Below are 22,103 nucleotides of genomic sequence, written 5' to 3'. Positions count from 1 at the left end.
ATAAAGATGAGCACGCATACTTCAGACATTTTTCAGACACCGACGGAACTTAAACGAGAGCAGTTGAGCTTTTGTCCAACCACTGCCAAGGCTTTGCAGGAATGGGTTGCGGGGATTTCGATTCTACAATTAGGGAATTCATCCAAATCCCTGTTTAATGCCTTATTGGAAGTTTCTGAGCTGAAATGTACAGAAACCCTGCGCTTTGACCTGATTCAGGTCTTACATCCCACCCTTGAAAATGTTCTGACCAGTCTGGAAAAACATTTTGTCAATCAGGGACTGATCACTTCCGACCGCAATGACCAGATTATTGAACTGGCCATGCTGTTGCGCAGTCATTTTGCCAAAATTTATATCGATATCGTCAAACGCTGCAATCATCAGCTGACCCATCAGAAGTTTTCGCTATTTTCTCTAGGCAAAAAGAAGAGTATTCAAACTGCCCGGATGGTGTCGATTTATTATGCACTACAGCAACTCTCCCTTCTGTTATATCAACAGCATATGCTATATAGCACGCCAGGTCTGGGACAATGGCTAGCTGCCCATCAACTGCTTGAATGTGCCATAGACAACAATTTCTATCAAAGTAATATCAATCAGGTATTAGGCACCCAGCATGAAATCCAAAATATTGCACATGCCTATGCACAGCTGATTTTACTGGATATCTTCAATACTCATCAGATCCGGCCTGCAGAAATTCAGGGCCTGTATCTATGCAGTTTTGACTGGGCCAAACTGGTACAGATCCTGCCGAAGGAAACCACGCTGTCCCGTTATGTAGTCGATGCCAGCAAAGATCATCCGCCGATCTTTAATACCCATCAAGAGCCACAGTTTCAGCCAAGCTTCTATATTTCTACCCAGAACCTGATGGATCATTTAACGGGGACTCAAAGCAAAAATGCCCAGTATCTGTCGCGGAATGAAAAACTGTTCCTGACCCCTGCATTGCATTTTCATATCTACAATCTGCTCTCAAACAATGTCGAGCGTCGTTATGAACGTTATGAATATTCAGCCCAGATCAATATCTGCTTTGGCTTGAGTGTGGCGCATTTTTACCTATCTAAAGGTAAAAACTTCAACGAAACCCTGGAACTCGAGGCTAATTATAATTTCCAGAGCGAAAGCAGTTTTGTCAGCTCGATGGAAAATACGATTCCAAGTGCCTTTAGCAGTATCAAGGCGCTCGATCGAGAAACCAAACAGATCCATAGCGCTGAAGTTCTGGATATCAGTGTCAATGGTTACCGGATTAAATGGACTGGTATTACCCCGGCTAACCTGAAAACCGGTGAATTCATTCTGGTTCAGGAAAAAACCCAGAGTCAGTGGCGTGGCGGTGTGATTCGCTGGATCAAGCAGTCAACGGATAAGAGCCTAGAAATCGGGCTAGAAATTTTGGCACAAGAGCTCTTTCCTTGTGCAGCTTATACCCGTACCGAACGTCATCATGTCAACTATCAGCCTGCCCTGTTGGTGAAAATGACGCAACTGGATCAGGTCTCGACCAGCCTGATTGTCTCTGGTTCACAGATGTTTAGGGAAAAACAAACCATTCATTTACGTCTCGGTCAGGAAGAAATCAAAATCTATCTGACCAAAGCACAACTGATTACGCAGAGTTTCATCCGTTTTGATTATGAATTACTCAATGATCAGGAAGAAGAGATGATCGAAAACTTTATCGATCAGCACATGAATGAAAGCAGAAATCATGATTTATGGGAAGCATTGAAGTGAGAAATCCATTATTGTCTAAAAAGTTAAAACGTACTGAAACACGTTTACTGATTATTGATGATAATCAAATTAGATATAACCAAATCCGTGATCTTCTGACCAGTCATGATTATCAGGTCGATGCTGTGCTGCTGGATGATCTGCAGTCTTTTGAAAAACAATTAAATTTCAACTGGGATCTGATTATTTTTGGGCGTGCCTACGATCTGAAATACGAACAGGCCTTAGGGATCGTGCGTCTTTCGCTGCAACCTGACCTTCCGATGATTTTGCTTAAACCGGATGATTATCAGGCTGAACAGTATGCGCAATATATCCGTAAAGGGGTATATGACATTCTCAACTTCGACTACTTGGAACGCTTTTATGTGGGACTGGTCCGAGCATTGTCATTTAGCCGTTTGTCACAATCTCAGCAACATTTAATGACTGAGCTGGAAACAGCACAAATTCAGGCACAATCTTTAGTAGACGACAGCAACCGTGCTGTTGCCACCATTCAGGAAGGGATTCATATTCAGGTCAATGCGGACTACCTGAAACTGTTTGGCTTGCAAAATGAAGATGAGATCATTGGTCTACCTTTACTAGATCTGCTCCAGCCTTCAGATTTGAATGATTTTAAAACCCGTTTCAAAAAGATCTCTCAGGGTCAATTTGATTTAGGTCGAGTCGAGATTCAGTCTCTGAATCCGCATGTGTCCGCATCTAACCCATTAAAACTGGAATTCTTGCCTTCAACTGCTGAAGAAGATGCAGTACAAATTAGCATTGATACTCAATCTCAAACGGTTTTTTCCGAGAAAACTCCTGGAAAACCAAGTGTTTTTCAGTCACTTAAACGTGAACTGAACAAGCAGTCTGCACCGGTGAATGCCTTAGTCACTTTCTCTTTAAGTGCATATGACCCGGAAGTTCTACAATCTGACTGGGCCACTTTTAATGGGTACTTTGATGCAGTCAAAGAATTCCTCAAGGAACAGACCCATATTCCCCTGTTTAAACTGGAATATGATGTCGTTGTCGGTCTGTTTCAGGCAGACTCTAAAGCAATTCTTGAATCTAAACTAATCAGTTTAAATGCCTTAAGCAAACCGCAACTCCTTACAGTGGGACAAAAGTCATTCCCTCTAACTTTGCGCTTGGGCTATGTCATGCTTGAACAGGGTTTGCAAGATGAAATGCATTGTAATACGCTGATTGGACAAGCATTCTCGACATCTTTACCTCAAGCAGAAGCTGTACCTGAATTTAAACTTGATATTCCTGCGTCACTGAGCAGTCCGGTTGCGGTAGAAATGCCAAGTATAGATTTCAGTGTTGCTGAAACACCAGTTGCCAGCCCAACATTGGCAGCCGTCAGTCCAGCAGTCACGTCTATTCCTAGCGCTACACCTTCTATTTTGAAAGCCTTAAGTGAATGTCTGGAACGTGGCGAGATCCATTTAAAGTATCAGCAACTCTATGATAAAGAAGATACGCGTTTATATACCTATGAAGTGACCAGTGGCTTTATTTTTGAGAATAAATGGCAGGATATTTCTAGCCTTTTAGAACTTCATGAAGATGATGAACTGTCCATTAAACTGGATCGCTGGATTCTGGTTGAAGCTAGTAAACAGCTACACAACTTTATTACCCAGTATCCTGATGCAAGCTTAATTGTCAATTTGAACCGTGCCGTACTATTTAAAGACCGCACCTTCCCGGAATTTATTTCTAAGCTGATTACGATTATTCGCAGTAAAGTGAAGCATCCGCTAATCTTGCAATTCTCAGAAGAAGATATTTTACTGAATCAACAAGATGCACAAAAATATCTACGCGTGCTGTATGAACATGGCGCACTGATTGCACTGCGTGATTTTGGTCAATCCATGTACAGTCAAAATTTACTGCGCGAACTGGAACTGGATGGTGTCAGCTTACATTCGAGCTTAACCAATATGCTCAATAAAGATACCGAGATTGAGCAGTTACAGGAAAAAATCACCAGCTATAATGAAATCAAGCCACTCAATATTCTGATCCGTGAATTAAATGATATGACATTGTTCGCCAATGCCTGGAACGTGGATGCCCGCTTTATTCAGGGGAATTATTTCCAGAAAAAACTCGATCATTTGATTGATGTGCAAGAGCATTAAGTGCTGCTACAAACCTGCAACTTAGAAAGTGGCATGATCATCTTCTGAATTGCAGGCACAAAAAAACGGGCTTAAAGCCCGTTTTTTCATTTTGGATATTAACGTTTAACAGAACGTGACATACCAGCAAAACGTTGTTTGAACTTGTCGATACGACCGCCAGTGTCAACGTTCTTTTGCTTACCAGTGTAGAATGGGTGGCAAGCTGAACATACGTCTAGATAAAGAGTTTCTTTACCAAGAGCTGAACGAGTTTCGATTACGTTACCACATGAACAAGTAGCAACTAAAGTTTCATATTTTGGGTGAATATCGGCGCGCATCGTCGATTACTCCATTAGATTCAAGAAGGTTTAGCTGTCATCGCTATTGATCACTCTCAACTGAGGAAGCAGGAACATCGTTCATGCAGATCAACACCACAACAGACCATTCTTTTGGCCCACCGAGACGGATACCGTCAGAGCTAAGCACAACAAGTGGGCATTATTATACGTGAAACGAATTTAATATGCGAATTATTCTTCAGCTTCTGACCCAGTCTCTTTGGCCCACAGATTGGCAATAATCCCGCAGACCATTAATTGAATCTGATGAAAAATCATGATCGGCAGGACAATCATGCCCAGCGGCTGGCCAATAAATAAAATTTGCGCCATCGGCACTCCACTGGCCAGGGTTTTCTTGGAACCACAAAAGAATGCCGTTTTCTGGTCAGCGCGGCTAAAGCCCAGCCAGCGTGGAATATAAAGTGATAACAGCATCACAATGGTGAGTAACACCGAGCAAGCCAGCAATAGCAGCAACAAGGTACTCAGGCTCACTTCATTCCACAGCCCGGCCACTACGGCGCTACTAAAAGCGCCATACACCACCAGTAAAATCGAGCCTTGATCGAAGACCTTGACGATTTTTGGCATTTTCATCATTTGCGGATAGATCCAGGGACGCAGAATCTGTCCTGAAATAAACGGCACCAAGAGCAGCAGTGTAATCTGGATAATCGATGAAGTCGGATCAAAACCATGATCAGATTGACCGAGAATAAAAAATGCGACCAATAATGGAGTAATAAACATACCGATCAGATTGGAAAAAGAGGCACTACATACCGCCCCGGCGACATTGCCATGAGCCACTGAAGTAAAGGCGATCGAGGACTGCACGGTGGATGGCAGGAAACACATAAACAGGAAACCCCAATATAGTTCCTGTCCGAGCATGGGTAATAAAATCGGCTTGGCCAAAAGCCCGAGAATCGGAAACAGGGCAAAAGTTAGCGCAAAAACTAAAGTATGCAATTTCCAGTGCATAATGCCTTGCACCACAGCTTCACGAGACAGTTTGGCGCCGTGCAGGAAAAACAGGATGGCAATCGCTCCTGTCGTCACCCAGCCAAAGACTTCAGCCGCCTGCCCCGAAACTGGCAGCACACTGGCCAGCAAAACCATCACAAACAACAGTATCGTAAACCGATCCAATGCCAAGAACTTAAGCATATCCCTATAATCCCTCAGATTTTATTGTTTGATATAAAAATGCCCGGCTATCTTAACAGATGCCGGGCCCATGCTATGCACTCAGATTGATGTAATATTTTCATCTATACATGAATGCATTTCATATATCTCGCTACGTCACACTTAGTTATTACGTGCATTGTTGTCTTGCTGGATCAGCTCGATCTTGTAGCCATCTGGATCTTCTACAAATGCAATTACAGTCACGCCACCTTTCATTGGGCCAGCTTCACGCACCACATTACCGCCACGCGCTTTAATCTCTTCGCAAGCCTTGTAAGCATCATCAACTGCAATCGCGATATGACCATAAGCATTGCCCAGTTCATAGCTGTCTGTATCCCAGTTATGGGTCAATTCCAGTACGGTGTGATTCTCTTCATCGCCATAACCGACAAAAGCCAGGGTAAAACGGCCCTCTTCGTAATCACGCTTACGAAGCAAAGTCATGCCAAGTACTTCAGTATAGAACTTGAGAGATTGTTCTAAATTGCCTACACGTAACATGGTATGTAGCATGCGCATATTAATCATCCTTCTGTACAGATTGTTGTTGGTGTTCACCGAGCAGTTTTGCGACCCAGACCACCAGAATCAGGATCGGAATCCCAATCAGAGTAGTCATCAGGAAGAAATTCGGATAACCGATATTGGTGACTATAGTACCCGAATATCCACCTAAAATCTTAGGCGTCAGGGTCATGAGTGAGCTAAAAATCGCATATTGAACAGCGGTAAATGACACACTGGTCAAGCTCGACAAGAATGCAATAAACGCAGCACCAGCCAGCCCGGCGGCCAGATTATCGACAATAATGGCAAAATAAAGCCACTTGTCGCTATAAGGTTTAATCACCTTGCCACTGACTTCGACCGTATCTGAACTGTTGCTATCCACCACTGCCAAGGGCTGAATATCGACATCCAGATTCTGGGTATTGCTCAGCTGATCATTGACCTGATAAACATGCGTTGTTTGCTGCAGTGCCTGATCATCTTGCATCAAGACGGCACTGATAATATGTGCAGGTGACTGAATCAGTTGTTGTGCAGGAAGCGCGGCAGTAAATACGCCTTCACTTTCCAGTTTTGCCTCAATATTTTGATCATTGATTTGTAAAACAATCTTTTGATTTTCTTGCAGTGCTTCACCGACATACTGGCCGCGCACTACAATGGTCTTGTCCTGTTCAGCTACAGTGAGGCTATTGTCACTGGTGATCGGCAAGATCTGTAACTGGGTGCTGCCCTGTTCTGTGGTCAAATACGGCATATTGACCTGTACCGGGGCTTGATCAGTAACATCTCCATCCAGATAAGCAGCCGATACTTGTAGCTGTTTGCTCTGCGCCAGCACAGCACTCGGTATATCCAGCTTCCAGTAACCAACTTCATCGGTCTCTGCCTGATAAACCTGATTACCGACCGTGACTTCGACAGCTGCTAGTTTTTCACCAGACTTGACCAGGCCGATAAAAATCAGGTTGGTGGAACAGGCCAGCACAGCACCAACAAACATCAGTTTCATGATGTTCATCTTCTGGGCCAAGAGCCCGCCAAGGAATCCACCGACTAAAGAGAAAATGACTCCATAGACTTTAACCGCCTCGGCAATCTGTTCTTTACTGAAATTCAGGTCCTGATAGAACACATTAGAAATGACGCCGGCAATAATATCGGAGACCCGATAAAAACCGATCAGCAATAACAACACCAATGCCAGTTTCAAGCCATAACGTTTAAAGAAGTCTGCAACCGGATTGACCCAGGTTTCATAGGCCATCTGCCTGTTAACCGCACCCATTTTTACCAAGCTTGCACCAATCGCAAATGCGACAGCACCTGAGCCAATAAAGCGTAAGGCCTCAAAACAGAACAAGGCAAAGGTATCTTCAATAGCAAACTGTTGCTTGATACTGTCCACCAGATTGCCTGAATAGATATAGCTCAGTACAAAACTGATCACCGCAACAAAAAATACGGCGACTAAACGGAAATAATCACTGCGCACATAGTGTTTTCGCACACGGTCAACCTGCGGCTCCCGAATGGACAGTGTGGTGATAATACCGACCAGCATGACAGCAGCCATCGCCAGATAGGTCCATTTCCAGGCATCATAGATATAGTTGCCTTTCGCAGTTCCCAAATAGGCCGCCAGAAACAAGGCACCAGCACCAGCGACAATCATCCCGATCCGGTAACCGGCATTATAGGTGGCGGCCAATACGGTCTGCATCTGGGTTTCCGCCAGTTCAATCCGGTAGGCATCAATCACAATATCCTGCGTTGCTGCGGAGAAACCAAGCAGGACTGCACCGAGCGCCATTTGCTGTAAATGTGTTGCACCCAAAGCCGGATCAGAAAAGGCCATAATGGAAATGGCACAGACAATCAGAATCTGCGCAATCAGCAACCAGGCACGACGACGTCCCAGAGCCTTGGTCAGAAAAGGGACAGGAAGTTCATCAATGAGCGGTGCCCAGACGAATTTAAACGAATAGCCCAATGCGGCCCAGCTAAAGAAAGTTACTGCACTTTTGCTGATTCCGGCCTCACCTAACCATAAAGACAGACTGGAAAAAATCAGAAGAATCGGCACACCAGCCGAAAATCCCAAGAACAGCATGATCAATGCACGTCGATCTAAAAATGCTGTAAATGCGGATTTCCAACCCGTCGTTTGTGTTGTCATTGCTTTATTATTTTCCGCAGAAAAACCAATTGCTGCTATTCAATCCTGTAATAGCGTATCTTTCAACAAGATTTATATATTTATCACATTTCCGGTTTTTTATTTTCTGGCAAAAGCGACATGTTGGCTTGAATTTTTCAAGTAAATCTGTATACCTTAACTCTCATCAACGTAATATTTCGTTTTGGATTTTCAACAGTGACCCAGAGACTCGATCAAATTAATTCTTCTATTGCCAGCAACACCAGCACAACTCCACAAAAAATCCGCTCAGATTTACTTATCTCTGCATTTGAACAAAGCGAAATTAAAAATACTCTGGACCATACCCGGTTAACATCCACCCAGCTGACGCATATTCCAAACCTAGAAAAAATTCCTGCGTCAACCAAACGGATCAAGCCCCTGAATAACTTTTTGGGCCAAGATCGCGCACGCGCCTCAGTTGAGGCCGGGATTGCCCTGCCTTATTCCGGCTATAACATTTTTGCTGTGGGTACCGCAGGACTCGGAAAACGCACCATGGTGAAGCGTTTGCTGCAACAGCACGCCAAAACTATGGAAACCCCGAATGACTGGGTGTTCGTCAATAACTTTCAGAACCAGCGTCAGCCGATTGCGCTAGAACTGCCCTCAGGTCAAGGGCCGAAATTCCAGGCCATGTTGAATCAAAGCTGGCAAACGATCCTCAAGCAGCTTGAGCGCCGTTTTACTGCAGAGACCTATCATAACCGCATTGAAATGATTCGCCAGGAAACGGGTGATGAACAGCAGCAGGCACTGATCGAACTGACCAAAGAAGGCGCAGAACTGGATCTGAAGCTGATCTCGCGACATGATGAGCACTGTTTTGTCCCTGTGCATCTGATTGATGACAAATTGCAGGAAATGTCTCAGGAAGATCTGAATGCATTAAGCAACAAAGATCGTGCCGAACTAGCCTCTAACATGCGCTATATGGACAAGAAACTGGAACGTTTGGGTTTACACCTAGGTGATCTGGAAGATGATGCACGCGATCGCGTACAGATCCTGAACCGCGATATCGCCAAGCAGGTCGTCTTGCCGCGAGTCGAACAGATTCTAGCGAAATTCAAACATGTGGAAGGTCTGGAACATTATCTGAAATATTATGCCGAAGACATTATCAATAATGTCGAAATCGTGCTGGAACAGGAAGAAGATGACTTCACTCCGGCACTATTCAGCCGCGTTCCGGCACGTTATCAGGCAAATGTAATTATTACCCATAAGCCGAACAGTGGTGCACCGGTGATCTTTGAAGATTTTCCAACGCATTACAACCTTTTGGGTCATGTGGAACAACTGACCCAAAATGGCACGATTACCACCGACTTCACCCTGATTCGTTCAGGTACCTTGCACAAGGCTAACGGTGGCTTCCTGATGCTGGAAGCGGAACAATTGCTGGAACAGCCCTATGCATGGCAAGGCTTGAAGCGCGCGCTTAAATCGGGGCATTTAAAATTGTCCTCGCTTGAGCATATGATCACGTTAACCGGCAGCATTTCGATTGAACCTGCTTCGATTCCATTGAATATCAAGGTCATCTTGCTGGCTGAGCCTGAAATTTATTATGAAATTTTAGAGCTTGAACCAGAGCTGGGCAGCATCTTTAAAATCCGTGCTGATTTTACCGATACATTACAACGTAATGACGACAACGAGCAGGCCTATATGCAGCTGATTGCCGACTATGTGCAATCGGATAAATTATTACCTTTTGACCGTTCTGCTTTGGCGGCATTGCTCACAGATTCCAGCCGTCAGGCCGAAGATCAAAGTTCATTGTCATTACATGCCCTGACGCTGGGTGATCTGATCCGTGAAGCACATCATCATGCCTTCCAGGCTGGCGACAAGATGGTGTCAGAAAAACATATCAATACTGCCCTGGATCATCGCAAATATCGTCTCGGCTATTTACGTGAACTGTATTGGCAAGATCTGACTCGTGGTACTCAACTGATCGAAACCCGCGGCCATCGTCTGGGCCAAATCAATGCCCTGTCCGTCATTCATTATGCTGATGTTGAATTTGGTCTGCCTTCACGACTGACTGCTTCGGTTTATCAAGGTGGTGGTGATATTCTGGATATCGAACGCAGTGTCGAACTCGGTGGCTCTTTACATGCTAAAGGCGTGTTGCTGATGTCGTCTTTCCTGAAAGCACATTTTGGTCGTGAACAGACCTTGCATTTCTCTGCTGCACTGGCCTTTGAACAAAGTTATGGCCAGGTCGATGGTGACAGTGCCACAGTCGCGGAACTGTCTGCCTTACTGTCTGCCATAAGCCAGTTACCGATTGATCAGTCCTGGGCCATTACCGGTTCCATGAACCAGCTGGGACAAGTACAGCCTGTAGGTGGTGTGAATGCCAAAATTGAAGGTTTCTTTGATGCTTGCAAGTTACAAGGTCTGACCGGAAAACAAGGTGTGATTATCCCGCGTCAAAATATGCAACATCTGATGCTGCGTAAAGATGTCACCATTGCTGTGGAAGAAGGTCAGTTCCATATTCACGCGATTGATACCATTGATCAGGCGCTGGAAATCCTGATGGCGCGTCCTGTCGGTACCTTGGATAAAAAAGGTCGCTATAGCAAAAATTCAATCTATGCCGCAGTGATGGCACAGCTGGATTATTGGCAAGCGATTGAAGATGGTGCCGAACTGGTCGAAGTGCCGAAGAAAAAGAAAAAAAAGAAGAAGAAAAAAGACAAGAAGCAAATCGTCGAGCCACAAACTGAAGTTGATGCTGATGCTTCGACAGTTGAAAAGCCGGATGCAGCGACAGAGGATTAACTCTAACCTTGACCTAAGCAAAAGTAGAGATAAAAAAAAGCGCTTCTCAATGAAGCGCTTTTTCACATCTGAACTTAATTTAATACAAAATTAAGCATCAGCTGCCGGGCTATACTGTTCAACTAAAGGCTTTAATTCACCTTTTTGGAACATGTCGAGCATGATATCACTACCACCGATCAACTCACCATTGATCCAAAGCTGTGGAAATGTCGGCCAGTTGGCGATTTGTGGTAACATCGCGCGAATGTCCTGGTTTTCCAGAATATTTACATAAGCAAACGGACGACCAATTTGACTGAGTGCTTCTACTGCACGTGCAGAAAAACCACATTGTGGAAATTGCGGTGTGCCTTTCATGTAAAGAAGTACTGCGTGTTTTGCAATTTGGTCACGAATTAACGCTTCGGTATCGCGTGCTTGTTCAGTCATTGATAAATCCTCAACTCATCTGTCTCGCATTATACCCAAATCCAGGCAAAACAGTACGTCTAAAGCAATAATTCCAATTTTATTTACAATTACCCTTTAAATCTGAGCGGGTTTTTGCTTATATAAGTTTATCTTTCCACCTAACAGTTAAGAGTTAGTCATGAATAATATTACCCTCGCACCGGTACAAACTGATCAACCGTCTCATTTGATGCCTGTTTTTGGCCGTCAACCGATCAGCTTTGTCCGAGGACGAGGTGCATATCTTTATACCGAAGATGGTACAGAGTATTTAGATGCATTAACCGGCATTGCAGTATGTGGTTTGGGCCATGCGCATCCAGTCATTGCCGAAGCGATTGCTGAACAGGCAGCGACCCTGATTCATACCAGCAACCTGTTTGAAGTGCCTTGGCAAACTGCTGCCGCACAAAAACTGGCTGAAGTTGCAGGCATGGAAGAAGTATTCTTCTCAAACAGTGGTGCAGAATCCAATGAAGGTGCAATCAAAATTGCACGTAAATTTGGTCATATGCAAGGTATTGCTTCACCAAAAATTATTGTCGCTGACCAGTCTTTCCATGGTCGTACCATGGCCACCTTGTCTGCTACAGGCAATAAAAAAGTTCAGGAAGGCTTTGGCCCCCTGGTTGAAGGTTTTGTCCGTGTACCTTTTGGTGATATCGAAGCGATTGAAGAGGCTGCGATTAATCACCCGGATATCGTAGCGATTTTGATTGAGCCTATTCAGGGTGAAGGCGGCGTGAATACTGCTCCTCAAGGTTTCAGCTACTTAGAAGAAATCCGCCAAATCTGTAACCAGCACAACTGGCTGATGATGCTGGACGAAGTACAAACTGGTAATGGCCGTACCGGTAAATACTTTGCTTATCAGCACACCAATATTATTCCGGATGTACTGACCACAGCCAAAGGCTTAGGAAATGGCTTCCCGATTGGTGCGGTAATGACTCAAGGTCGTGGCGTAGGCGTATTAACTGCTGGAAATCACGGTTCTACCTATAGCGGTACAGCACTGGGTTCGCGTGTGGTCTATACCATTCTCGATATTATGCAAAAAGAAAATATCGTCGCGAATGCTGCTGAAAAAGGTGCTTACATCGTTGACCAACTGCGTAACAAGCTGGCAGATCAAAATGTTATCGTACGTGGTTTTGGTCTGATGATCGGGATTGAATTACCAAAAGAATGCGGTGATCTGGTTGCGATTGCACGCGATGAATATAAGATGATTATCAATGTCACTGCAGGCAATGTCGTTCGTCTGTTACCTACCCTGAATATTACTCAGGAGCAAGCAGACCAGTTGATCGAACGTCTGGTAAAAATGATCAAAGCTTATTTGGCATAAAGTCCTAGCCTAAAAATTAAAAAAGCCGCTCTAAAGCGGCTTTTTTATTATTCTGCATTCTATGATGCGTTTTGTAACATACGTCCGCCAGAGATCTGGCTAAAATATTGTTTCAAGGTATCAAGACAACGAAGAATTTTTGTAGGTTGTTGTTCACGTTTCGGAATAACCGCATACAGTGTAATCGGTGGCAGTCTCCATTCAGGCAGAACTTCAACTAAAGTACCGTTAAGCAAATCCTTTTTAGCATCAAGATATAAAACCTTGGCAATCCCATTGCCCTGCAAGCACATCGATTTCGCAACCAAACCGTTATTGGTACTGAAACGGGATTTCAGTTCTAATTCGGCTTTTTCTGCAGTATTTACATGTTGAAAATGGTAATACTGATGGTTTTTAAGCTGTGTCAAAGGTAAGACCTCATGATTTTTAAGGTCATCAGGTCTCGAAATAATAGTGCTTTGATTAATATAACTCGGTGTCGCCACCAGAATTTGCTCAATCTGTATCAATGGCACAACCTGAAGATTATGCTCATCATTTTTCTGTTCAAATCTTAGGGCGATATCAACCCGCCCATCCAACAAATCAACCTCATGATTGTTTGTTTCTAAATGTACTGCCAAGCCGCGATGTGCAGCCATCCAATGAGAAAGTGCAGGAATCACATGATTCGCGCATAATTCTGGCAAAGAAACGATACGCAGCTCGCCCACGAGATCATCACGTAATTCATTGATCCGGACTTTACCGCGTTCAGCAGCAGATAACATTTCTTGACAGCTATGGAAAAAAGCTTGTCCCGCTTCGGTCAGACTTAATTTTCTCGTCGAACGATTTAGAAGTACGACTTCCATATCGTGTTCTAACGAGCGAATTTGTTGACTGACGGCGCTGGTCGTAATCCCTAATTCACGGGCAGCACCGCTAAACGAGTTTTTCTCCACAACGCAAGCAAAGACACCCATTGCTCGAAGTTGATCTAACATAAATTTCCCTCTAAACTTATGAGGTGCTTCATCATTTGATAAAAGCAACTTATTGTATTATACGGCGAAATTTACACTTTGCATTATTTATTTAATTGTTTGGTAAAACTGCAGTAGGATTAATAGGTTTGCCGTCTAAGCGCACCTGAAACTCAAGCATGGTACGGTTTGTACCAGTCGACCCCATTTCTGCAATTTTTTGACCAGCCGTTACATTTTGGCCACTTTTCACATTCAATTTACTGTTATGTGCATAAGCCGTGATATAGCCATTGATATGCTTCACCAACACCAGATTGCCATATTCTTTCAAACCATCAGCGGAATACACCACCTGCCCGTCTGCTGCTGCAAATACCGGATCACCGACATTGCCACTATAGCGGGTGCCCTTAATATTAGAAGCTAAATTGTATTGCTGGAGAATCGCGCCATTCGATGGTTTTACCCAACGTAGACCTGCTGCAGTAGATACTGGCGTTACAGGTGCAGATGTACTGACGCGTGGTGTGGTTTGTACTGTAGTTGCTGGCGTAACCGGTGCCGGTGTAGGCACTGCAATCGTTTGACGTTGAATTGGTGCTGCCTGAGTCACTGCCTGGGTGCTGGTGCTACGGCGCGTAGTATGGGTTTTCAGGCGGATCGATTGTCCGACATAAATCCGATAAGGCGCACTGATATCATTCATCTCCGCGACACTGATATAGTTCAGCCCATAACGTGCTGCAATCCCGCTCAATGTATCTCCTGAACGCACCGTATAGAAATCAGGAGCTGTTGCATAACGCGTTGCATTATTCACCTGGGGTTTGGTGGCACAACCGGTAATTACTCCTGTAGAAATAACAACGGTCGATAAAACAAGGGTTTTAATCAGGGTTGCAGGCGAAGCTACGACACATTTCGGTAACACCAAGAACATTATCTTCCTCTCTAATGCTATACGGTTGCAAAATTTCGTTAAGATTAGCAAAGTTTTACGGCAATATACTTGCAATCGCGAGTTTTTCACAAAGTTATAACACTAAGGACGCATTTTCTTCCAATTGTGTTTGCAAATTCCGCAAACTCTCATAATTGGTGGCATCCATCTGAATCGGGGTAATACTGACATAGCCATTGGCGACCGCAGAGAAGTCTGAATCAATCTCGCTAAATCCCGGCTTAGGTTCTGCGACTGCTTCTCCCGAGAGTCCAATCCAAAATACCTGACGACCACGCGGATCTACATGACTCGTCACCGGTTTAGACTGACGGCGGCGACTTTGATATGTCACTTTTTCACCCTGCAATTCAGTTACATCTGGAATATTGATATTAAAAATATGTCGCTCAGGCAGAACAGGCAAACCACGAGCAATAAAATCATGCACCCATTCGGCGGCCAACTGATAATCCTGAGGCTGCTGATAGCCACGTACATTCGGCCCACTCAGTGATACGGCAATCGCAGGATGTTTAGTTAAACGACCTTCAAAGGCCGCCCCGACTGTACCGGAATACAAGATATCATCTCCCAGATTTGCGCCGCTATTTATCCCGCTAACCACTAGGTCAAATTCAAAATCAAATAGCCCGTTCATAGCCAAGTAAACGCAATCTGCCGGCGTCCCATTAACCGCCCAGACATCAGGAGAAATCTGGATTGGGCGTAAAGGGCGGTCCAAAGTTAAGGCACTAGAAAAGCCACTGCGTTCACTTTCCGGTGCCACAATCACCACTCGCCCCAAAGGCTTTAGCGCTTGCGCCAAAGCCTGAATACCGGGTGCAAACACCCCATCATCATTTGAAACTAAAATATTCACTAAAAAATCTCGTTACGCTAAAAAATGACTGACTAGGACATTTCATTGTATTAGTGCAGGAATTATATATATTTATTGCTCGACATCCATCTTTATAATATGTGGCTCAAGATGATTAAAAAATTCTCTTTACTTAGCGCTCTCACTTTAAGCTTGGCAGCATTTATTTCCCCTTCAGTCATGGCAAACGATCTGACTGTTGAAGAAAACAATACCATTGTAAAAGAAGATATTGCATCAGCACAGGTTATGGCTGAAGTTTGCCCGGCAATCATTGGTCAAAATCCAAAATTTAACAGCACCGTTGAACAATTGATCCAGTCTTATCTTGCAGACTACTCAGATAAAGGCATGAGCTATCAAAAGCTACAGGCAGACAGTGAATATAAATCTTTACTTGAAGAAGCACGTCAGGGTGCAAAGCAAACCAGCTCAGACGAGCAGAAAACTGTCTGTGAAGAAATGCTGAACTACCAAGGCTAAGCCAGCTAAATTTTCAAATAAGACGGTGTAAACATCGTCTTATTTTCTCTTACAGATTTATTCATAATTCTACAGCTTCGCTACATTTTCCCACTTTTCAATTTCAAAAATAAGTTTAAGCTAGGCAAATTATTGTTCTAAATCCATTTTTTGAGTTTTCAATGAAAAATCCAATATTCCAAGCTTTAACATTCTGCGCAATTTCTGCCGCCACTCTTTTGGGAACTTCTGCATTTGCAGCCGATGAAAACATTAATGTTACCCCAACTCAGCAAGTGACCAAACAGGAACTGGCAGCCATTTATGTTCTTTCAGAAATCTGTCCAAGCATGGTCAAAGACAAGTCACAGTTTAATCAGGGTTATACCAAGCTGGTGACTGAGTATATGCCGGGCCAGCGTAATCCGGTTGAAAGCTTAAACCAGATGGCTAAACAGAACGATTTCCGCAATATTCTGGCCGAAGCACAATCGGATGCCAAGAAAGCCGGCAAGAAAAAAAATCAGGTGATTTGTAATGAATTAACCACCTATAACAATTAAGCTGCTTTTCTGCCGATAACTTACAATACTTTTGAAATAAGACCGGGTTTCCCATAGAAGTCAGCCTAGCTTTGTCCTAAAATGCTAGGCTCTTCGTGCTTACATCAAGATATAGGAACCCACTAGAAATGACCCAAAAAACTGCCCTTGCTGCATTATTATTAGTTCCTAGTTTTAGCTTTGCAGCAACTGTCCTATCTGCACCACCAGAATTGAATAATAAATCCTACGTGCTAATGGACTACGAGACAGGGCAACTTCTCGCTTCAAAAAATGAAAATGAAAAATTAGCCCCTGCTTCAATGACCAAGATGATGACCAGCTACATCATCGAACAAAAACTATTGAGCGGTGAACTCACTGAAGATGAACAAGTGCGCATGAACGAGTCAGCATGGTGTCGCGGCAGTAGCGCGGAATCATGTATGTATGTACCTTTAAATGGTACGGCAACTGCACTTGAAATGCTTCGCGGGATTATTATTCAATCAGGGAATGATGCATCGAAAGCCATGGCTGAACATATTGCAGGGAACGAGGGTACCTTTGCACATATGATGAACCAGGAAGCTAAACGTATTGGCATGACCAATACCAGCTTTATCAATTCAACCGGTATGCCAGCTGAAGGTCATTATTCAACTGCCAAAGATATGGCAACGCTGGCACAACACATCATTAAAGACAGTTCTAAATATTATCCGATTTATGCGGAAAAAGAATTTACCTTTAATGGCATCAAGCAAGGTAACCGTAATGCCCTGCTATATACTGACCCGAGTGTAGATGGTTTAAAAACTGGCCATACTGATGAAGCTGGTTATTGTTTGACCACCTCTTCAAAACGTGGACCTACACGTTTGATTTCAGTGATTTTTGGTGCACCAACCATGCAGGAACGTGCGACACAAACACGTGAATTGCTGGCTTGGGGTTATGCAAACTTCGAAACCAAAAATGTTCAACCTGCCAAACAGGTACTTGCCAAAGCCAAAGTTTGGTTTGGTAAGGAAGATGAAGTTCAGATCGGTCTTGCGGAAAACTTTAACGTGACCATGCCAAAAGGTCAGGCTAATGCGATTAAAACCCAGCTGGTGGTTCAACCTAAACTGACTGCACCTTTACAGCCTGGTCAGGTCGTAGGTAAATACGTAGCGACTCTGGATGGTAAAGTAATTTCAGAAAAACCATTGGTGGCTTTAAACGCGGTTGAAGAAGCTGGTTTCTTCGCACGTATGCTCGACCACATTAAACAGTTCTTCTCAAACTTGTTCTAAGTTTAAATAAACTGTTTTAGTCCCGGACTAAGACCAAAGCACTCATTCAGATGGGTGCTTTTTATTTTATACTATGCACATGATCCTTAAACTTTTAATGAGCAGATCACCATGAGCCAAAACATTCGTTCTTATTTAGACACGACTCCAGAAATTGATAAATCGTGTTATATCGATCCGATGGGAATCGTGGTCGGCGATGTGGTCTTGGCTGAAAATGTTTCTGTCTGGCCTTTTGCCGTGATTCGTGGTGATGTTAATTCAATCCGGATTGGTAAAAATTCGAATGTTCAGGATCATGCCATGTTGCATGTCAGTCATAAAAAAGCCGATAAACCGAATGGTTCGCCTTTGATCATTGGTGAAGATGTCACGATTGGCCATCATGTGACATTGCATGGTTGTACGATTGGTAATCGCGTATTAATCGGGATTAACAGCATTATTCTGGATGATGTCATCATTCCGGATGATGTGATGATTGGTGCAGGTACACTAGTTCCACCGGGCAAAGTTTTGGAAAGTGGTTGGCTCTATGTGGGCAGCCCTGCCAAAAAAGCGCGTCCGCTCACTGAAAAAGAAATGGCATTCTTGCCATATTCTGCACAAAATTATGTGAAAGTTTCAAATAACTATAAATAATGCTCAGTTTCGCATAAGAGATTTCATGTTAAATGAATTTCAGAACGTGTCGATGCGGTGCGTGAATCATAATCTCAGTCGGCTTTGTTGCACAAAGATTTGAAATGCAAAGCGCCCCTAATTGAGCCAAATTTAAGGCGTAAATTGGGTAAGTGGTCGACCTAATTCCGTAAATCTGTTAAGGACTGCTACACGTGCATGGATCTCATTCACTTGGCTTTGAAAGCTCCTTGCACTCAGTTTATCGCCCAATAATTTAATGCAATGCATCTTGGTTTCTACCAAACTTCGCCGATGATAGCCTGACCATTTTTTCCATAGTGTCCTGCCTAAACGTTTAACTGTTCGAAGTAATTCATTTCGTTCTAGCGAGCTACTCTTTGTATCTTTCCATGGTTTCGCATTTTTTCTAGGTGGAATCACCGCATGCCCTTGCCGATCTGCAATGACCTGACGGCATTGCTTGGTGTCATAAGCTCCATCGGTATAAACAGAGTCAATCTGCTCATCTTGTGGAATCTGATTAAGTAAATCACCAAGCACCTGTGAATCACTGACATTATTGGTTGTAAGCTGAACTGCTCGTATTTGTAGGGTTTTAGCATCTATACCAATATGAAGTTTACGCCATTGGCGACGATATTCAGGTCCATGTTTCTTGCGCTTCCATTCGCCCTCACCTAGAAACTTCATGCCTGAAGAGTCCATGAGTAGATGCAGCCCATCGCTACTTTTTTGGTAGCTGATTGCAATATCAATATGCTTTTGTCTTCTACAAAGCGTGGTGTAATCTGGAGCTATCCAATTTAATCCGCAAAGTTTAATCAGACTTTGCACAAAGCCAGTAACCATACGTAAAGATAGACGGAATAAGGATTTAATCATTAAGCAGCATTGGATGGCTGCGTCGGAGTAGGTTTGATTTCGCCCTTGTTTGCCTTTTGATGGCGCATACCATTGCGTAGCAGGATCAAACCAAATGGCAATATTTCCGCCACTCATGAGTGCTCGGTTATATGCGGGCCAATTGGTTGTGCGGTAGATTTTGTGTGTAGGCTTCTTCATTTGAAAATTATATCGCTGAAAAAGCCTTTACAGATAGGTTTGTGCAACAAAGCCGTTAATCTTTAAAAGAACTCCTTTAAAGAATTCCCCATTCAACATAGCCACACACCCTAAAATTTTATACAATAGTGCATCCTTTTCCATGGTGCTGCTTTATGACCGCTTGGACTGCTCATGTCACTGTCGCAACTATCGTTGAAAAAGACGGAAAATTCTTGTTTGTAGAAGAACATACAGAAGGTGTGACACACACGGTATTTAATCAGCCAGCAGGTCATGTGGAATGCGGTGAAACCATTATCGAAGCCGCAATTCGTGAAACCATGGAAGAGACCGGACATACGGTTGAAGTAACTCATCTTTTAGGGATATATACTTATACCCCACCGATGTTCCCGGATCGTACATATTTTCGTTTCTGCTTTTTAGCCAAATCCATTGACTATGACCCAAATGCCACTTTAGATACAGATATTGTCGGCGCAGTCTGGATGACGCTCGATGAACTGATTGGATCTGCTCGCGCGCGTAGTCCATTGGTGATTAAAGCCGTGCAAGATGCGCTTTCAGGTCAAAAATATCCTTTATCGCTCATTTACGAGCACCAGAATTCTCCCTTACTTTCAAATTTGGATGCCTAATCCTATGCAACAACGTGTCATCGTCGGTATGTCAGGTGGTGTAGATTCATCTGTTTCTGCTGCCCTTTTACTTCAACAAGGTTATCAGGTTGAAGGTCTTTTCATGAAAAACTGGGAAGAAGATGACGGCACAGAATATTGCACGGCGATGGAGGATCTTGCCGATGCACAAGCCGTTTGCGACAAAATCGGCATTAAACTGCATACCGCAAACTTTGCCATGGAATATTGGGATCGCGTATTCGAACATTTCCTGGCGGAATATGCAGCTGGCCGTACGCCAAACCCAGACATTTTATGTAATAAAGAAATTAAATTTCGTGCCTTTCTCGATCACGCAGTAAATCTGGGTGCAGATTTTATTGCGACGGGTCATTATTGCCGTCGTGGTGAAACCATGACCAACTCACGTGGTGAAGAATATGCACCTTTATTGCGTGGTGTGGACAATAACAAAGACCAGACTTATTTCCTGCATGCGGTTCATGGTCGTGAAATTAATAAGACCCTGTTCCCTGTTGGTGAAATTGAAAAGCCACAAGTCCGTAAAATTGCAGAAGAATTAGATCTGGTCACGGCCAAGAAAAAAGACTCGACTGGCATCTGTTTTATTGGTGAACGCCGATTTAATGACTTTTTAAAGCAATATTTACCTGCTCAACCGGGAAAAATCGTGCTGGAAGACGGTAAAGATGTTGGTGATCATCACGGCTTAATGTACTATACGCTCGGTCAACGCGGTGGTATTGGTATTGGCGGTATGAAAGGCGTTGCTGAAGGTGCCTGGTTCGTATTACATAAAGATATCGAAGGCAATCGTCTGGTGGTCGGTCAAGGCCATGAACATCCACTCATGCAGAGCACGATGCTCTGGTCTGAGGCAATTGACTGGGTGGCAGGTGAGCAGGATATTCCTGAAACAGGCTTCCGCTGTACTGCCAAAACCCGTTACCGTCAGACTGATCAGGCATGTACTGTGTATCAAGATGCAGAATCACCGAATGGTGTTCGTGTTGAGTTTGATGAACCTCAACGTGCAGTGACCCCGGGTCAAAGCGTGGTGTTCTATTCAGGTGAAGTTTGTTTAGGAGGTGGTGTGATTCATCATACCAATGCACCTAAACCTGATTTTATAAAAGGATGAATTCGGCATGACGGAGTTACCATTTCAACCAGCCACAACGTTGAGTACTCGTCAAAATCGTGCTTTGGCATTAGCGGGTGTGTTTCAGGCCACCCAGCTAACCCATATGACAGCATTGACGAGTCAGCAAAGCATTGGTGAAAGTGGTAACTTTTATTTTGAACAGTTGATTAGAGCCAGTCTTAATATCCGTCCCGGCAGCAATCAGAATGCCCAGACACTCGACTTTTTTAATCAACTGGCCGATATTTCCTTAGGTTTAAAAACATTAGAAAGCAGTATCATTCAACCCTTCAATACTTCTCCAAAATCCAGAATTCCAAAACTTTCCAGCACCAAACTTCCCATGAGCTATGCAATGGCACTTCTTCAGTTAGAAAAGAAGGTCTATAGCAACCCCAAATTTGTTGAAATTATTGAACAGTCTCAACAGAAAATTCTCAGACAGCTCTCCTTCTTCGATAATAATTACCTGCACCCCAGCATCATTGCCAACCTTGCTCAAACCTATGTCGATACGGCCGGACAGATTAATCCGCGTATTATGGTACGTGGCAATGCCGAAGCCTTTAAAGATGCCGGACACACCAACCGCATTCGTGCGTCCTTATTTACCGGTTTGCAAATGGCGCATCTGTGGCGTCAGCTCGGTGGCAGCTCTTGGGGTATGGTATTTGGCAAACGCAAGTTGCTACAAGATATTCAGAATCTAGCGCGTTTACAGTTTCAGGTGGTTTAACTGATGCTGCACGTGTTTTGTTTTACGTTTAA

General features: G+C 43.8%; 20 protein-coding genes. 11 read left to right on the top strand and 9 right to left on the bottom strand.

Annotated features, from left to right (window positions below):
- The first annotated feature begins 6 nt into the window (after positions 1 to 6).
- Both FTV42_RS05470 and FTV42_RS05465 read left to right on the top strand, forming a co-directional pair.
- Positions 7 to 1,752, top strand: a complete 1,746-nt coding sequence (locus tag FTV42_RS05470; protein WP_180037885.1) for a GTPase — start codon at positions 7 to 9, stop codon at positions 1,750 to 1,752.
- On the top strand, positions 1,734 to 3,899 hold the full coding sequence (locus FTV42_RS05465) for an EAL domain-containing protein (protein WP_180037883.1): 2,166 nt from the start codon (positions 1,734 to 1,736) through the stop codon (positions 3,897 to 3,899). Before FTV42_RS05470 ends, FTV42_RS05465 begins: the two co-directional genes overlap by 19 nt.
- Positions 3,900 to 3,997: 98 nt before the next feature.
- Here the strand turns inward: FTV42_RS05465 and rpmE are convergent, their stop codons facing one another.
- The 4 genes from rpmE to FTV42_RS05445 all read right to left on the bottom strand — a co-directional run bounded on the left by rpmE (position 3,998) and on the right by FTV42_RS05445 (position 8,114).
- Positions 3,998 to 4,222 carry a 50S ribosomal protein L31 gene (gene rpmE, locus FTV42_RS05460; protein ID WP_004279743.1) on the bottom strand — a complete coding sequence of 75 codons (225 nt, stop codon included), beginning with the start codon at positions 4,220 to 4,222 and terminating at the stop codon, positions 3,998 to 4,000.
- Positions 4,223 to 4,417: 195 nt separating this feature from the next.
- Positions 4,418 to 5,398, bottom strand: a complete 981-nt coding sequence (locus FTV42_RS05455; RefSeq protein ID WP_005251322.1) for a bile acid:sodium symporter family protein — start codon at positions 5,396 to 5,398, stop codon at positions 4,418 to 4,420.
- A 144-nt stretch (positions 5,399 to 5,542) separates the two neighbouring features.
- Entirely contained in the window at positions 5,543 to 5,944 is a 402-nt protein-coding gene (gloA, locus tag FTV42_RS05450) for a lactoylglutathione lyase (RefSeq protein ID WP_004279741.1), read from the bottom strand.
- A gap of 1 nt (position 5,945) precedes the next feature.
- Positions 5,946 to 8,114: an MFS transporter gene (locus FTV42_RS05445; RefSeq protein ID WP_005251321.1), complete on the bottom strand. Its 2,169-nt coding sequence runs from the start codon at positions 8,112 to 8,114 to the stop codon at positions 5,946 to 5,948.
- A gap of 198 nt (positions 8,115 to 8,312) precedes the next feature.
- Between FTV42_RS05445 and FTV42_RS05440 the strand changes: the two genes are divergently transcribed.
- On the top strand, positions 8,313 to 10,940 hold the full coding sequence (locus FTV42_RS05440) for a Lon protease family protein (RefSeq protein WP_005262133.1): 2,628 nt from the start codon (positions 8,313 to 8,315) through the stop codon (positions 10,938 to 10,940).
- Positions 10,941 to 11,030: 90 nt separating this feature from the next.
- Here FTV42_RS05440 and grxD read toward each other — a convergent pair whose 3' ends face one another.
- On the bottom strand, positions 11,031 to 11,372 hold the full coding sequence (grxD, locus tag FTV42_RS05435; protein WP_004279738.1) for a Grx4 family monothiol glutaredoxin: 342 nt from the start codon (positions 11,370 to 11,372) through the stop codon (positions 11,031 to 11,033).
- 160 nt (positions 11,373 to 11,532) lie between these two features.
- Between grxD and FTV42_RS05430 the strand changes: the two genes are divergently transcribed.
- Complete coding sequence (locus FTV42_RS05430; protein WP_153566476.1) at positions 11,533 to 12,744, top strand: aspartate aminotransferase family protein; 1,212 nt, start codon at positions 11,533 to 11,535, stop codon at positions 12,742 to 12,744.
- A 59-nt stretch (positions 12,745 to 12,803) separates the two neighbouring features.
- Here the strand turns inward: FTV42_RS05430 and FTV42_RS05425 are convergent, their stop codons facing one another.
- The 3 genes from FTV42_RS05425 to surE form a co-directional block, all read right to left on the bottom strand.
- Positions 12,804 to 13,733 (bottom strand): LysR family transcriptional regulator, encoded by a 930-nt coding sequence (locus tag FTV42_RS05425; RefSeq protein ID WP_180037881.1) that lies wholly within the window; start codon positions 13,731 to 13,733, stop codon positions 12,804 to 12,806.
- 91 nt (positions 13,734 to 13,824) lie between these two features.
- A complete protein-coding gene (locus FTV42_RS05420) occupies positions 13,825 to 14,655 on the bottom strand; it encodes a peptidoglycan DD-metalloendopeptidase family protein (RefSeq protein ID WP_180037879.1) in 831 nt (276 codons plus the stop codon).
- A gap of 94 nt (positions 14,656 to 14,749) precedes the next feature.
- On the bottom strand, positions 14,750 to 15,538 hold the full coding sequence (surE, locus tag FTV42_RS05415; RefSeq protein WP_005251318.1) for a 5'/3'-nucleotidase SurE: 789 nt from the start codon (positions 15,536 to 15,538) through the stop codon (positions 14,750 to 14,752).
- 111 nt (positions 15,539 to 15,649) lie between these two features.
- Between surE and FTV42_RS05410 the strand changes: the two genes are divergently transcribed.
- From FTV42_RS05410 to FTV42_RS05395, 4 genes are all read left to right on the top strand, one after another.
- Positions 15,650 to 16,021, top strand: a complete 372-nt coding sequence (locus FTV42_RS05410; RefSeq protein WP_005251317.1) for an MCR_0457 family protein — start codon at positions 15,650 to 15,652, stop codon at positions 16,019 to 16,021.
- A 161-nt stretch (positions 16,022 to 16,182) separates the two neighbouring features.
- Positions 16,183 to 16,563 (top strand): MCR_0457 family protein, encoded by a 381-nt coding sequence (locus FTV42_RS05405; RefSeq protein WP_005104587.1) that lies wholly within the window; start codon positions 16,183 to 16,185, stop codon positions 16,561 to 16,563.
- A gap of 128 nt (positions 16,564 to 16,691) precedes the next feature.
- Positions 16,692 to 17,840 (top strand): D-alanyl-D-alanine carboxypeptidase PBP5/6, encoded by a 1,149-nt coding sequence (gene dacC / locus FTV42_RS05400; RefSeq protein WP_004646537.1) that lies wholly within the window; start codon positions 16,692 to 16,694, stop codon positions 17,838 to 17,840.
- A 111-nt stretch (positions 17,841 to 17,951) separates the two neighbouring features.
- Entirely contained in the window at positions 17,952 to 18,482 is a 531-nt protein-coding gene (locus tag FTV42_RS05395) for a gamma carbonic anhydrase family protein (RefSeq protein ID WP_180037877.1), read from the top strand.
- 132 nt (positions 18,483 to 18,614) lie between these two features.
- Here FTV42_RS05395 and FTV42_RS05390 read toward each other — a convergent pair whose 3' ends face one another.
- On the bottom strand, positions 18,615 to 19,547 hold the full coding sequence (locus FTV42_RS05390) for an IS5 family transposase (protein WP_180037875.1): 933 nt from the start codon (positions 19,545 to 19,547) through the stop codon (positions 18,615 to 18,617).
- A gap of 155 nt (positions 19,548 to 19,702) precedes the next feature.
- Here FTV42_RS05390 and FTV42_RS05385 point away from each other — a divergent pair, with 155 nt between their 5' ends.
- Genes FTV42_RS05385 through hflD form a run of 3 tightly spaced genes read left to right on the top strand, consistent with a single transcriptional unit; the run spans position 19,703 to position 22,071 of the window.
- A complete protein-coding gene (locus FTV42_RS05385; RefSeq protein ID WP_180037873.1) occupies positions 19,703 to 20,188 on the top strand; it encodes an NUDIX hydrolase in 486 nt (161 codons plus the stop codon).
- Positions 20,189 to 20,192: 4 nt separating this feature from the next.
- Positions 20,193 to 21,332, top strand: a complete 1,140-nt coding sequence (mnmA, locus tag FTV42_RS05380) for a tRNA 2-thiouridine(34) synthase MnmA (RefSeq protein ID WP_180037871.1) — start codon at positions 20,193 to 20,195, stop codon at positions 21,330 to 21,332.
- A gap of 7 nt (positions 21,333 to 21,339) precedes the next feature.
- The gene (hflD, locus tag FTV42_RS05375) at positions 21,340 to 22,071 is read left to right on the top strand and encodes a high frequency lysogenization protein HflD (protein WP_180037869.1); all 732 of its coding nucleotides are present in this window, start codon (positions 21,340 to 21,342) and stop codon (positions 22,069 to 22,071) included.
- Positions 22,072 to 22,103: the final 32 nt, after the last annotated feature.

The organism is Acinetobacter sp. YH16052 (assembly GCF_013417155.1).
Lineage (GTDB): Bacteria > Pseudomonadota > Gammaproteobacteria > Pseudomonadales > Moraxellaceae > Acinetobacter.
Note: the sequence above shows the minus strand (reverse complement) of the source record. Positions and strands in the feature narration are given on the sequence as shown.